The organism is Anaerolactibacter massiliensis (assembly GCF_900290205.1).
GTDB lineage: Bacteria > Bacillota_I > Bacilli_A > Erysipelotrichales > Erysipelotrichaceae > Bulleidia > Bulleidia intestinalis.
Genome location: NZ_OLMH01000002.1, coordinates 2,192,473 through 2,207,128, shown reverse-complemented (window position 1 = coordinate 2,207,128; position 14,656 = coordinate 2,192,473). Strand labels below are relative to the sequence as shown.

General features: G+C 45.4%; 11 protein-coding genes and 1 pseudogene. All 12 read left to right on the top strand.

Features of this window, described 5'->3' with window-relative positions:
* Positions 1-15 precede the first annotated feature (15 nt).
* The 12 genes and pseudogenes from C7E00_RS14010 to C7E00_RS13960 all read left to right on the top strand — a co-directional run bounded on the left by C7E00_RS14010 (position 16) and on the right by C7E00_RS13960 (position 14,607).
* Positions 16-801, top strand: a complete 786-nt coding sequence (locus C7E00_RS14010) for a YhfC family intramembrane metalloprotease (RefSeq protein WP_105304842.1) — start codon at positions 16-18, stop codon at positions 799-801.
* Between the two features lie 326 nt (positions 802-1,127).
* A pseudogene (locus tag C7E00_RS16805) lies at positions 1,128-1,448 on the top strand (cupin domain-containing protein); the annotation flags it as partial.
* Entirely contained in the window at positions 1,449-2,042 is a 594-nt protein-coding gene (locus C7E00_RS14005; protein WP_239928573.1) for a helix-turn-helix transcriptional regulator, read from the top strand.
* 102 nt (positions 2,043-2,144) lie between these two features.
* Positions 2,145-3,713 carry an FGGY-family carbohydrate kinase gene (locus tag C7E00_RS14000; RefSeq protein ID WP_105304840.1) on the top strand — a complete coding sequence of 523 codons (1,569 nt, stop codon included), beginning with the start codon at positions 2,145-2,147 and terminating at the stop codon, positions 3,711-3,713.
* Between the two features lie 355 nt (positions 3,714-4,068).
* A complete protein-coding gene (locus C7E00_RS13995) occupies positions 4,069-6,186 on the top strand; it encodes an alpha/beta hydrolase family protein (RefSeq protein ID WP_105304839.1) in 2,118 nt (705 codons plus the stop codon).
* A 723-nt stretch (positions 6,187-6,909) separates the two neighbouring features.
* On the top strand, positions 6,910-8,400 hold the full coding sequence (gene araA / locus C7E00_RS13990) for an L-arabinose isomerase (protein WP_204378635.1): 1,491 nt from the start codon (positions 6,910-6,912) through the stop codon (positions 8,398-8,400).
* Entirely contained in the window at positions 8,393-9,112 is a 720-nt protein-coding gene (locus C7E00_RS13985) for an L-ribulose-5-phosphate 4-epimerase (protein WP_105304838.1), read from the top strand. Before araA ends, C7E00_RS13985 begins: the two co-directional genes overlap by 8 nt.
* A 508-nt stretch (positions 9,113-9,620) precedes the next feature.
* On the top strand, positions 9,621-10,379 hold the full coding sequence (locus tag C7E00_RS13980) for a nitrogenase iron protein NifH (RefSeq protein ID WP_105304837.1): 759 nt from the start codon (positions 9,621-9,623) through the stop codon (positions 10,377-10,379).
* Complete coding sequence (locus tag C7E00_RS13975) at positions 10,376-11,677, top strand: nitrogenase component 1 (protein WP_105304836.1); 1,302 nt, start codon at positions 10,376-10,378, stop codon at positions 11,675-11,677. Before C7E00_RS13980 ends, C7E00_RS13975 begins: the two co-directional genes overlap by 4 nt.
* Positions 11,670-12,791 carry a nitrogenase component 1 gene (locus C7E00_RS13970; protein WP_105304835.1) on the top strand — a complete coding sequence of 374 codons (1,122 nt, stop codon included), beginning with the start codon at positions 11,670-11,672 and terminating at the stop codon, positions 12,789-12,791. The genes C7E00_RS13975 and C7E00_RS13970 overlap by 8 nt, the downstream gene beginning before the upstream one ends.
* Positions 12,788-13,795 (top strand): FecCD family ABC transporter permease, encoded by a 1,008-nt coding sequence (locus C7E00_RS13965; protein ID WP_105304834.1) that lies wholly within the window; start codon positions 12,788-12,790, stop codon positions 13,793-13,795. Before C7E00_RS13970 ends, C7E00_RS13965 begins: the two co-directional genes overlap by 4 nt.
* On the top strand, positions 13,792-14,607 hold the full coding sequence (locus C7E00_RS13960; protein WP_105304833.1) for an ABC transporter ATP-binding protein: 816 nt from the start codon (positions 13,792-13,794) through the stop codon (positions 14,605-14,607). Before C7E00_RS13965 ends, C7E00_RS13960 begins: the two co-directional genes overlap by 4 nt.
* The last annotated feature ends 49 nt before the right edge of the window (positions 14,608-14,656 follow it).

Below are 14,656 nucleotides of genomic sequence, written 5' to 3'. Positions count from 1 at the left end.
AATGAGGGAAATTGCATGAAGGTATCCTCTGCATCCATGTTCATGATGGGCATCGATGCCGCGATGGGAATTCTGATTCCCGTGGTGCTGGTCGTCCTGCTCAGAAAGAAGAAACATTGCGATCTGAAGCCGTTCTTTGCGGGCTGGATTGTTTTCCTGCTGTTTGCCAATGTCCTGGAACAGATAGTTCATTCACTGGTGCTGAGTTCATCAATCGGAACAGTGATCCGGAGTTCTGCCGGAATGATGGCACTGTACGGGGCGGTGATGGCAGCTTTGTTTGAAGAAACCGGAAGAAGGCTTGCCTTCTCAAAGGTTCTGAAGAAGAATCTGGACCATCCTTGGAATTCCTGGATGTACGGAGCCGGGCATGGCGGTGCTGAAGTATTCACAATTCTGACGATCGGAATGATCACGAATCTCGTATATGCCAAGGCGATCAATTCTGGAACTGAGGCAGAACTGCTTGCCGGGCTCACGAGTGCGCAGACTGCTCAGATGCAGAATCTGTTTGCCCAGCTGGCAGAGACGCCTGCCTGGATGTATCTGTTCAGCCTGATGGAACGGATTTCCGCATTGATTCTGCAGATCTCGCTGTCGGTTCTTGTGGCTGCTTCTGTGCGGATGGGAAAAAATGGGAACAGATATCTGCTTGCGGCTTATCTGATTCATTTCGGGGCTGACTTCCTTTCTGTGTTCATGGGCAGTGCCGGTCCGGTGTGGCTGGCTGAGATCGGGATTCTGATCATGGCGCTTCTGACTGCCTTCTATGTACAGAAGGTATGGGAAAAGGAATGCTGAAGCGAGCATGAATTACAACGAATAAGTAAAAGACAGTAATTGCTGGAAAGAGCTATATGCGATTGCTGCGGCAGATTTGGTCGGCGGCTATCCGATTCCGACAAAGATAGCAGATAGATCCCATAATAAAGAGCTTCCATTCCCTGTGGGATTGGGATATGCAGGGGATACTGGCGGACCGCCTGTATCAGAATCAGGGATCAATAATGAATGATTGGTTTCGGTTTGCGGGCGCAAATCAGCATTATTTAGAAGAACCGTTTTGGAATAAGCATCGGTCAGTAAACTTTGAGCTAAAATATAAGTAGCCTTATTCAGCAGGAATCATGCGAAGCAGAAACCATTGTATAAAAGGGCGAAGTATTCTCAGAGAGGAAGAACTGATGCTTGCGAGATATGAAAATCGCTGCTATCCGGATGGAACGGTAGCCTGGGTTGGAGAATATAGAAATCTTCATAATATTTCACATTGGCACAGCGACGCGGAACTGATTGAATGCATGTCGGGAACTGCTGTCATTTCCATTGGAAGCCAAACGTATAATCTTTCCAGAGGAATGTGCGCTTTTGTTTATAGTGCTCAGATTCATCATATTGAATCGACCGAAGATGCTGTACTTCTTGTTGGTATTTTCAAGCTGGAATTGATGAGAAGCATTGCAGACAAGCATATGCTTTCATATCCTGTCTTTGAGGATCGATGCGGGATTGCCAGGAAGCTTTATGAGATAAAAGAGGAACTGCATGATAAGCAGAAATTCTATGTTGCCGAAGTGAATGCAGTTGCAACAGAAGTGCTGATCAGTATATTCCGCCATGAAAGCATCTGCGAAGTCCAGGCGGATGACTCAGCAATCATGCAGAAATACAAACGGCTCCTGGGAAAAATTGAAGAGGAATATGACACGATCACGTTTGAACAGGCTGCAGATTACATGCATATGTCAGAAGCCTATTTTTCCAGAATGTTTCATAAGATTTCAGGGATGACTTTTTCTCAGTATCTGAACTGTATCAGAATATCAAAGAGCATCACAAATCTTCGCAGCGGAAAGTATACGATCTCAGAAGTATTTGTGATGAGCGGCTTTAATACACTCAGAAATTTCAATCGCGTATTCAAAGATTTAACCGGTTATTCTCCTCGCGATCTTCCGGCTGATTATTCAATGAATCTGAGAACTGATAATCCTGCGGATCAGATGTTTGACCCTACGCTAGGAAATTCTGTTCTGCTTTGACAATAATTGTCCGATTCAAGTCAAAAACCTTCTTTTCGGCTGCGCTCATGGTTCTACAGTATTAGTAGATAAACCTGCAGGAAAAAGAAAAGAAGGAATTTTATGATAGAGAACAGCTGCTATCTGGGAGTCGAATTCGGCTCAACACGGATAAAGGGAACGGTTCTTGACAATCATCTGGAAGTTATCTCTAATGCTGGATATGAATGGAAAAGCGAAATAGTCAATCATATCTGGACTTATGACTTATCAGAAGCTTTGCTTGGCTTTAAGGATGTCTTGAATCATTTAAATGGTCTGGACAGAATCGCTGCACTGGGGGTCTCTGGAATGATGCATGGATATCTAGCTTTTGATGAGAATTGGAATCTGCTGACACCATTTCGGACATGGCAGAATACTATAACCGAAGAAGCTGCAGAAAAGCTCACGGATCTATTTCAGTTCAATGTTCCTCAGAGATGGAGTATCGCTCATTTGTATCAGGCAATTCTGAATAATGAAGAACATGTTCCGCGTATTCGCCATATCACTACGCTATCTGGATATATGCATTACTTGCTGACGGGAGTAAATGCTGTAGGGATCGGAGAAGCCTCAGGAATGTTTCCGGTTGATGGCGAGAAACATGGTTACAACGAGGAGATGCTGAAAAAATTCAATGAGGTCTCAGCTTTAGACCTGCCAGTGGAGTCATTGCTTCCGGAAGTGTTAGTTGCAGGAGAATATGCGGGAAGGATCACCAAGAGAGGTAGTGCAATTACAGGTGGAATGCTGAGGGAAGGAATCCCTCTGGCACCTTGCGAAGGGGATGCTGGGACAGGGATGGTTGCTACAAATTCAGTGATCCCTGAAACAGGAAATGTATCCGGTGGTACGTCTATTTTTCTGATGGCAGTAATGGACCATCCATTAAAGAAGGTTCATTCTGAAATTGATGTAGTTGCTACTCCTGCTGGTAATCCTGTTGCCATGGTCCATTGCAATAATTGCACTACCGAAACAAATCAATGGATTTCACTATTTAAAGAGCTTCTAAAGCTTGAGGGAATAGAAATAGAGAATTCAAAGCTATTTGAAGATCTTTATCATTGCAGCATGAAGGGGAATTATCCGCCAATCAGCATTCTGAATTATACGGTTGGTGAGGGAGTTACACATATTAACTCTGGGTTTCCTCTGATCATACGTGACCCAGGGAGCTCTCTACAGCTATCACAATTCATGAGAGCGCATCTGTTTTCTTCGATTGCGACACTGGCAATTGGAATGAGAATCCTCAAAGAAGAAAATGTTGTGTTAAACAGATTGACGGCACATGGCGGCATTTTTAAAACAGATGGCGTTATGAATCTATATCTTGCCAGTGCTTTGCAAACCCCAGTTTCTACTATGAGAACAGCTGGAGAAGGCGGCCCGTATGGAATGGCACTTCTTGCGGCTTATATGGCAACAAAGCAAAGCAACGAGTCGCTTCAGGAATGGCTTGAACATGCAGCGTTTGCAGATTGCGATGAAAAAGTAATTAAGAGTGATCCGGAAATAACAATAGAGTTCTCAGAATACCTTTCACATTTTGAACAGGCACTCGAGGTGGAAAAGAAGGTATTAGAAGAGGGGGAAACAGCCAGGAAAGGGACTGACAGGTTTCTGAATAATAAGAAAAGATAAGGAGCACTTTTCGTACCAATATTTCTGCCTGTATTGGAAATTGCAAGAAACCGGAAAAGCATTAATAAAAGTGCTGATACTAAAACAAAGAATAACTTATGAGGAGAGATCAGAAAAAAACAGTCCAATAGTCTTGGAGTATTATCCATAAGCGTAAACACGATGACAATAATAGTCTATATTTTGGCATTAGACTTCTTTATCTGGCATGCATGTTAACACTATATTATGAATGACATTTGATCGATCAAATAATCCTGGATTACTCGAAGCAAATAGAAAGGAGCACGGAATTATCGTTTTTAATGCAACATTGCTTTAATCAGTATGTAGCTAATCTGAAAGGGAAAGTATTATGAAAAAACAATTTGATATTAAAACCACCAGCGGTAGCAAGCGAATTCTGGCAATACTGGTTACTGTTATATTAGTATCTAGCTGTATTGCTCAAATGATTTCTTCTGACTTCGGAAAGATTAAGATAGAAAAGATCTCAATTGATCCTCGTGGGGCTGCGCTTACAGGCGAATTATACTATCCTGCATATATTTCCGATGAAGAGAAACTTCCTGCTGTTGTCGTGGTTCCAGGGGCAGGCGTGATTAACTACTCCATGAGAAGTTATGCGGAGGAACTTGCTAAGGCCGGCTATGTCGTTTTTAATCTCAACCCTTATGGCTCTAGTACAAGTGAAACTCCAGTGAACAATGAAAATGACCAAGGAATTAAAGAATACAATATCTTCGGTACTCCAATGGGGACCTTGGATGCGGTCAACTACTTAAGAACGGTCGAGTATGTTGATCAGGATAATATAGGCGTAACCGGTCATTCGCAAGGATCACGTCGGACAGGCTACGCTGCATTGATGGACTGCGGATACTATACAATTAACGACCTTAAATTGAACATATTGCATGATAAACTCGGGATTACTTTCAACAAGGATGAACTTGAAGAGGATGCAGATGATCTTGCAAAACAGAAACTGTCATCGGATCAGCTTCAATATTATGAAGACCTTGCGGCGCAGGCCGAACAGCTGTATGAAACACGGATTAAATCAATACTTTTGGTCGGATCTCAGGCGCAATACGTTAACCCAACTCAAACAGTGCTGGTTGCAGGATATGAAGTGACAAGAAGCTGCCAGACAAATCTGGGAATCATTAATGGTTCATACGATTTTGGCTATGTTCCATACAACAATTCTGATGAGCTGAAGAATGCATGGTACATTCCACTCTCAGAAAACGTAGCTCAGGGTGGGTATTACAGAATTGACGACTTATCTGGCACTAGCAAAGTAATCGGAAACTTTAGGAAGGATACTGTCAATTCTGATCCTGCACTTGAGGACGCTATTGATCATCGAAATTTGCGCGTTGCTATGCAGACTGGAGAGACACACTCCAAAAACTTCTTTTCCAAGCATACAACAGCAATGGCAATAGATTTCTTTAATCAGACCCTTCATCATAATTCTGACGTATTGTACACATCAGACTCTTCCATCCATTTTGTTGCTAGAGAAATATTTAACGGCATATCTCTTATTGCGATGGTTCTGTCATTATTCCCTATTATCTCTATTCTGGAAAATACAGCAGTAGCTGCCGCACTTTCTGGGGATCATTTAACTGCATATTCAGGCCAGAAAAACAATAAAGTAAATTTAGTTATTGGAATTGGAACGGTACTGCTGAATGCCCTCGCCATTTATCTAGTAAATGGGCGTCATCCTTTAATTAATCATAAATGGAGCACATTTTTCCCGCTGATGATAACATGCTGGGCACCAATTCAGTTTGTTGAATGGCTTGCGGTCATGGGCGCAATCTTAGTAGTTATATATTGCATTATGACTAAAGGATGGAGATCTTTAAAAGATTTCTTCTCAAATAACGTTTGGATAGGAGGCGGAGCAATTGGGAGATCTCTTTATTCTTCATTAGTATTTATTGGATTTGGGTATCTTGCATTTTCGGTAATCCAGTATCTATTTCTTCAGGATTTTAGATTCTGGCAAGTCGCATTTGAAAGCATGAAGGTTGAATACTGGGTTTATGCTGCTAGATACTGCATTCTTATCTTCCCTTTCATGCTTGCTTCAAATATTGCTACGAATTTCTTATCGAATTCACTTATGCTTGGAAAACCAAAATGGCTAGATGTCTTATTAACAGTTTTGATTAATATTGCTGGGGTTTATCTTCTTTGCTGTGTTTCAGTTGCGCTGGATTACTCTGGAACAAGAACATCTTCCATTTCATCTTTCATGCTGACATATGGTGCAATTCTCTTTATGCCATTGATGACACTTGTTAATCGGAGAGCTTTCCAAATGACTAACAACGTTTGGATTGGAACGTTCGCATCGATGTTCCTTATGGCTTGGATGCTAGTGAGCGTATCAGGCTTGAATGCAAATTATGTCCCGCAGAATTGGATCGGTGTGTTCTTCGGAGCATGATATAAAAGATAGCATGACAATCAGATAAAGGGATTTGACAGAATCTGTATCAATAAAGCCAATCATATAAAGAATTGCTAGCACCGGATTGAAGAAGTCATATTCATCCGGAAAATTAGGAAGAACACTTCTGAGTCGAATTGATCCATGCGAATGACGCAAGGATGAAGTGTTTAAACGAAACAAAACAATAGACCATTATTTCCTTTGAAGAAATTGTTTCTCGTCCGGTGCTTATCAAATAGAATTGTAAAAAGTCTCATGTTATCAGCATATGAAGATAATGACGGCAATCTTTGGAACCTATTAATTCGCATTTTATTTCTGGGCTTTAAAATCAATAGCTTTTATTCAGCTATTTGAGATTGAAATTGCCATGATTCTGTTTTCCGGCAGAGTCTTCTTTCTGAAATACACGCGAAATAGATATGCTTCGAGAATCAGTGATTATCCTCGAATGTGTGAAATGAGCGAAGTCAAGAGCTTAACTCACGAAATAGTATTATCACCAATCTTGGAGCAGTTTACAGTATCGATTGGCTATGGAATAAGGTCTTACGCCTGCTACAAAAAAAGAACGGCATTATCAAACACTTCCATTTTCACTTGACTAAAACAAGTTAATCGCCTTGATTTCAAGCGTTGATATAGATTATTTCATCTGATTTCTGCGAGTGACTAGCTTTCCATGTTTTGAGAAACTGATTCTTACACAGGGAGCGAATGAAAGAGAAAATGAAGAATTATACTTTTTGGTTTATCGTGGGCAGCCAGGATTTATATGGCGAAGAGGTATTGAAGATTGTTGCTGAGCATGGGAAAAGAATAGCTGATGCCATAACAGCATCCGGTAACCTTCCATATCCTTTGGAATATCGCCTTACAGGCAGAAATTGCGAAGAGATAACAGAAGTCATTAAACAAGCAAATCGCGATGATTCTTGCGCAGGTATAGTGACTTTCTGCCACACCTTCTCCCCAAGCAAGATGTGGATTAATGGACTTTCACTTCTCCAGAAACCGTACTGTCATTTTGCTACTCAGTTTAATAAAGAGATTCCAAATGACGAGATCGATATGGGCTTTATGAATCTCAACCAAGCAGCTCATGGTGACAGAGAACATGGCTATATCGGAGCCAGAATGCATCTTCCAGTTCGAGTGATTGCAGGTCATTGGGCAGATCCCGATACTCAGAAAGAACTGGGAGACTGGATGTGTGCAGCGGTCGCTTCAATTTACAGCCGCACTTTGAAGGTTATGCGGTTTGGCGATAATATGCGAGAGGTTGCTGTTACTGAGGGAGATAAGGTTGAAGCTCAGATCCGCTTTGGCTGGCAGGTCAATACTTGCCCAGTTGGGAAGCTGGCAGAGGTTGTAGAGGCTATTTCCGCTGATGAGGAAAATGATGTAATGAACTCATATCAGGAGAAGTATGAGTTACGAACGGATAATCTTGCTTCGGTTAGATATCAGGCAAGACTTGAAGCAGCTATCAGAAAGCTTCTGAAGAATCATGGATGCGATGCGTTTTCTACAAATTTTCAGGATCTGTATGGACTGCGACAGCTTCCAGGTCTTGCTGCCCAGGACCTAATGGCAGAGGGATATGGATTTGGGGCAGAGGGTGACTGGAAGGTTGCGGCGATGCTTGCTATTATTCAGAAAATGTCTAAATCTTCCGTTCATTGCTCCACTTTTATGGAATACTACACCTATCACCTCAGCAAAGAAAAAAGCTATACCTTAGGGGCTCATATGCTTGAAGTTGATCCTAGTGTTGCTGCATCAAAACCTGTTATTGAGGTATTCCCGCTTGATATCGGAGGAAAAGAAGACCCTGCTCGCTTAGTATTTGAAGGAAAAGAAGGGAATGCAGTAATTTCATGCCTGGTAGACATGGGTGATCATTTGAGATTAATTGCGCAGGATATTCACTGCATAAAACCTTTGCTTCCTATGCCAAATCTCCCCGTGGCTAGAGTAATGTGGGAACCTTTGCCAAGTCTGAAAACCGGATTGGAGTGCTGGATTATGGCAGGGGGTTCTCACCATACAGTCCTAAGCTATGATATTAGTGCACACCAGCTCCAGGATTTCGCCAGAATAACAGGTGTTGAGTATCTCCATATTGGAGAAAATACGACTGCAGAATCATTTGAACATGAACTTGAAGTGAATGATTTGATCTGGAAAATGCGCACATATGCTTGAAGAACTGAAGAAACAGGTATGTGAAGCAAATCTTTCCTTGCCTAAGTACGGATTGGTGCTATTTACTTGGGGAAATGTCTCTGGAATTGATAGAGAGAAAGGACTGGTTGTAATCAAGCCCTCCGGTGTTCCGTATGAGACAATGACGGATCAAGATATGGTCGTTGTAGATTTGGTTACAGGGGAAACTGTTGAAGGGAAGTGGCGTCCATCCAGTGACACTCCTACACACCTTGTCCTTTACAGATCTTTTCCGGATATTGGTGGGATCGTTCATACACACAGTAAATGGGCGGTATCGTTTGCTCAAGCCGGGAAAGAAATACCAATTTTGGGGACCACTCAAGCGGATAGTTTTCACGGAAACATTCCATGTACCAGAGCATTGAGTCATGAAGAAATAGCAAAAGACTATGAAGAGGAAACCGGAAAGGTGATTGTGGAGACTTTTGAAAAAAAGAATCCAGATGAGATTCCAGGTGTACTTGTAAAGTCTCATGGCCCTTTTGTATGGGGGAAGAATCCGAAAGAAGCAGTCTATAATGCATCAGTGTTGGAAGCTGCAGCAGAGATTGATTATCATACTTTAAAGCTCAATCCAGAAGCTGAAGTAATAAGCTCAGCATTGAGAGACAAGCATTGGAACCGTAAGCATGGCACTCATGCATATTACGGTCAGTTGGCAGGACAGTCGGATGCTGCGAGAAGTTAGCCTTTGGAAAGTAAAGTAGACCAAAGAGTTATGAAAAAATAACTGAATAAAGTCTTTCAAAGTGCAATGACTTCAGAAGTGAAGGAGAAATCAGCGGTGGACGATTGCTCTCTTCTTCAGAACAGTAAGACTTCAACTAAAATGAAAACATTGCATCCTCTTCATCAGAGCACTCAGATGAAACAGGATGCATTTTGATTAGAAAGAGAAACTGTGAGAGTTATTATCTTGAGTATCGTGCCGGATGATAAGAACAGCATTTTGAATTGCTACAGAAGAAATGATAAAACGAGAAATAATTGAAGGATCATCTGTTTTTGTCTGAAACGCTGACACAGTTTAAGCTGGCCACTTGCACGAAGCGGAGAGTATCGTATCATTAAAGAGTAAAGTTTCAGGAGTCTGACGGCGAAGATTCGTTCTGAGCAGGAAGAGGAAAGCTGAACTGCTCGTTTATGCTGTTTCTTTCCCGTCGGATTCCGGCGGGATTTTTTTCGGAGGAATGAGCATGTATCGTTTCGCAATCTATGGCAAAGGAGGCATCGGAAAGTCAACGACAACCACAGCTCTTTCCTGTGCATTTGCTGAACAGGGATACCGGGTCATGCAGATCGGATGCGACCCGAAAGCAGACTCCACGCTGTTTCTGCATGGCGGCAAGCGGATTCCCTGTATTCTTGAAACCCTGAGAAACAAGAAGAATCTGGCTGGTCTGGAAGACATGGTATTTGAAGGGACCGATGGCATTCTGTGTGCAGAGTGCGGCGGTCCGCTCCCAGGCCTTGGCTGTGCTGGCCGAGGCATCGGAGCAGCATTTGAAGCACTGGAAGAACAGGATGCGTTTGAAGTTCTGAAACCCGATATTGTTCTGTTTGATGTGCTTGGCGATGTGGTGTGCGGAGGATTTGCCCTGCCGATCCGGGAGAGTTATGCAGATCAGGTTTATATCGTAACATCCGGAGAGAATATGGCATTGTATGCTGCAGATAATATTGCCCAGGCAGTGGAGAATTTCCGGGAGCGCGGATATGCAAGACTAGGCGGAGTCATTCTGAACCGGAGGAATGTTCCTAAAGAGAAAGAAAAGACAGAGGAGTTCTGTCACAAGCGGAATACCGTGCTGGCTGCGGATCTGCCGAGAGATAATTCCGTTGCGCTTGCGGAAGAAGCGGGCGGCCCGGTCATGAAGCTGTATCCGGATAGTGCTTATGCCGAAGCGGTCAGGAATCTGGCATCATTCATGCTGGAACATGGAGAAGATCGATGAAGGCATATCAGGAAATCAGGGATGTTCCGTACACCTTTAATGCAGATCTGGGCATGGTGTATTCCAGCCCATGCAGAGGAACCTGGAATATCGTGCATTACGGGCTGCTGGTGCCGGAAGGGCATGAGATTTATGTGTGTCCGACCTCATGCCTCAGGGGCGTGGTGCTGACCACGGCAGAACTCGGAATCCAGGCAATGAAGAAGCTTTCCACAATTACGGTAGGGGAAGACAATCTCCTTGATGGAGATATGGAAGAAGAGCTTTACCATGGCACGAAGGAGATTCTTGCAAAGCTGGACCCGAAGCCCAGGATGGTCATGATCTTCACTTCCTGTGTCCATCATTTTCTGGCGGTCAACTACCAGCGGGTTTATCGAAAGCTGCGCCAGGAATATCCGGATATTGATTTCATCGACTGCTATATGGATCCGGTCATGAGGCGCAGGAATCCGCCCGATCCGAGTCTGCGCAGACAAGTGCTCCGGGTTCTGAAACTGGCAGAAAAAGAAGCAGACCATGCCGCCTTTGTCGGGAACTGCTTTCCGATGGAATGGTGCGACCTGATTCCGTTATTGAAACGAAATGGTATCCGGATCAGCGATCTGACTTCAGCTAAGACCTATGAGGAGTTTCTCGATCAGGCACATGCCAGCGTCAATTTCACGTTCCATCGGGCTGCTTCGCCAGCCGCCAGAGATCTGAAGATCAGACTCGGACAGGAATGGGTTGAGATGCACGAAACCTATGACTACGAGACCATTGAAAAAGATCTGGACAGGGCGGCGGAAGCAATGCATATTCCGCCATATTCGGAAGCAGAGTATGCGAAGATGAGGAGCAGAACCGAAGCGAAGGTGGAAGAAGCGAGAAAAGCCCTTGGCGGGACTCCGGTTTCCATTGACTATACGCTGATTGATGAACCGCTGGGACTCGCACTGTATCTATTGGATCATGGGTTTGAAGTGGAATCCGTGCTGATTGATTCGATTCATGAAGAGGAAAGCGTGTTCCGGAAACTGCAGGAGAAGAAGCCTGATCTGAGGTTCTACAATTCGCTGAACTGGAATATGCGTGCATGCGAAAGGACGCATGAAGGAAAGATTATCGGCATCGGGCAGAAGTCTGCCTATTTCAACGACACGCCATATTTCATCAACGCGGTGGAAAATGCCGGCATGTACGGTTATCAGGGCATCATGCACCTGATGGACCTTCTCTTGGAGGCATCAGAAAAGCCGAAGGATCTGAAACGGCTGGTACAGGTAAAAGGATGGGGGTGCAGATGCGATGGGTGACTGGCATACGCATGTGATCACAACGACCTATGCGGCAGATGTATCCGGGGTATGTTCCGCGATGTTCGAGCTTGGCGGCATGAGTATCATCCATGACCCGAGCGGCTGCAATTCTACGTATACCACGCATGACGAGCCGCGCTGGTATGACAGCACTTCTCTAATGTTCGCTTCCGGTCTCGATGAGATGGGGGCAATCATGGGAGACGATTCGGTGGTGATCAAGGATGCAGCGGCAGCGATTCATGATCTTCAGCCGCGGTTCGTGACGCTGTGCGGTTCTTCGATTCCGCATGTGATCGGCTTTGACACGGTCGGTGTGGCAAGACTGATTGAGGAGCAGACCGGCGTTCCGGTTCTCGGTGTGAAGACCGATGGCCTCAAGAGCTATGTCTCCGGAGTCGGGAAGGCCCTGGATGCATGGATTTCCAGATTTGCAGATCCGAAAGAAGAAAAGGTTCTGAATTCCGTGAATCTTCTGGGAGTGACGCCGCTGGACTTTTCGACTGCTGAAAATGTCTCCCTGCTGAAGCAGACGTTTGAAGAATATGGCTGGAAAGTGAATGGATGCTTCGCAATGAATGATTCCTTTGAGAATCTTACGCATGCATGCAGGGCTTCGGTGAATGTTGCTGTCTCGTCAGCTGGTCTGATTCCGGCAAAGAAGATGAAAACAAGATACGGAATTCCTTATGTGCTTGGCCTTCCGATGGGAAAGAAGATGAGTGCAAGAGTCATCTCTGCCTGCAGAAAGGCACAGGAGGAAGGAACGAATCAGAGCGCCTATGAGACGTTCCAGGATGGGACCGTTCTCATCATCGGAGAAGAAGTGTTCGCTGCTTCAGCAGCACAGAGTCTCCGGGAGGCAGGGCTGCGCGCATATTCTGTGTCCCCTGATCCGGATGAAGGCTTTGATGAAGAAACGCTTGGCACCATGATGAATTCAGCAGAGATTATCGTTGCGGATCCGCTGTTCCGTGTGCTCTGGAATGAGAAACCGGGAAAGCGGTTCATCGATTTTCCGCATGAAGCATGCTCGGGGAGAATCTTCCGGGATTCGATTCCGCTGTTTGCAGGAAGTTCCTTTGAGCTGGAAAGGCTGATCGGATCATGAATGCTGAGAAGAAGTTCCATCAGGTCATGATCCTTTCCGTGGTGCTTCTGGTGTTCTGTTTTCTTGCGGCTTTATGCATGGGCAGATATTCCATCCCGATTTCGACCGTATTTGCTGAACTGATGGGGAATGGCGATCCTTCGAGCACGGTGCATACCGTAATCTTCAACGTGCGGATCCCGAGAATGATCCTGAGCATTCTTGCCGGGGCAGGTCTGTCTGCTGCCGGACTTGCATTTCAGTGTCTGTTTTCCAATCCCCTGGCAACACCGGATACGCTTGGCACGGCCGAAGGTGCGTCATTTGGTGCTGCCTTAGGAATTCTGCTCGGATTTCAGTCGGCGGGCGTGCAGGCACTTTCTCTGATCATGGGGGCAGCGGCAGTGGCACTGGTCTTTCTGGTGTCAGGAAAAGGGAATGGCCGTTCGCGTTCGATGATCTATGTGATCCTTGCAGGAATGGTGATCTCATCGCTGTTCCGGGCACTGGTATCGCTGACGAAATATGCGGCAGATCCGCAGGATCAGCTGCCGGTGATTACTTTCTGGCTGATGGGAAGCTTCTCGGGGATCACGAAGCGCTCACTCCTGACTTCGGCTCCGCTGATTCTTGCAGGGCTCTTGATTCTGACACTGCTCAGGTTCCGGCTGAATGTGCTTTCGCTTTCTGAAGAAGAAGCAAAGAGCCTCGGCATGAACCTGAAGCAGATGCGGATTCTCATTGTCGTCTCAGCATCAGCGATCACCGCGGCCGTGGTATCTGCCTGCGGCGTGATCGGCTGGGTAGGCCTGCTGGTGCCGCATATTGCACGGATGCTGCTGGGAAATGACAACCGGTACTGCGAGCCTGCAAGCATGGTACTCGGCGGACTGTTTATGCTGGTGACGGATACTGTTGCCCGCTGCATGACTGCCGCGGAGATCCCGGTTTCAATTCTCACTGCGCTGATCGGTGCACCGGTATTCATTCTGCTGTTAAGAAAGACAGGGGGAATCAGGGCATGAAGCTGGAACTGATTGATGGATCGTTCGCCTATGACCATTCCGGCCTGGTTCTGAACCAGGTTAGTTTTTCAGCAGAAGCAGGAGAGACGGTAGCAGTCCTCGGTCCGAATGGGATCGGAAAGACAACATTGCTACGATGCCTGCTTGGCTTTCTGAAGCTTCAGAAAGGGGAGATCCGGATCAATGGCAGACCGCGCTCTGAAATATCGGATCAGGAGTTCTGGCGCATGTGTGCATATGTTCCGCAAGCCCGCAGTCAGACGTTTGCATATACGGTAGAAGAAACGGTGCTGATGGGCAGAGGGCCATATCTCGGCTTCTTTCAGATGCCGCAGAGAAAAGATGAAGAGATCGCCATTCAGGCAATGAAGGAAGCCGGAGTCTTTGAGCTGCGCGATCGCAGCTGCAATGAAATTTCGGGCGGAGAGCTGCAGCTGGTGCTGATTGCAAGAGCCCTGGCGGCAAAGCCGCAGATGCTGATCATGGATGAGCCGGAGACCGGACTGGATTTCCGCAATCAGCTGATGGTCATGGACCTGATTGATACGCTGTCTCATCAGAAGGGAATGACGGTGATTCTGAATACGCATTATCCGGATCATGCCTGCAGCATTGCTGATCGGACGCTTCTATTGTCTGAGCATTCGGCGCAGTTCGGGAAGACCTCTGAAGTGCTGACGGAAGAACATATGGAAGAAGCGTTCGGGGTGGAAGTGCACATGCATGAAGAGAAGATCCGGGGGAAGAACTATATTTCGATGATTCCGGTAGCTCTGAAAGAAAGTCAGGGAACCAATCATCACCCAGAATGAGTAATAGTGCCAGCTCTGCTGGCATTTAAAATCCGCAGAAGATCCATGA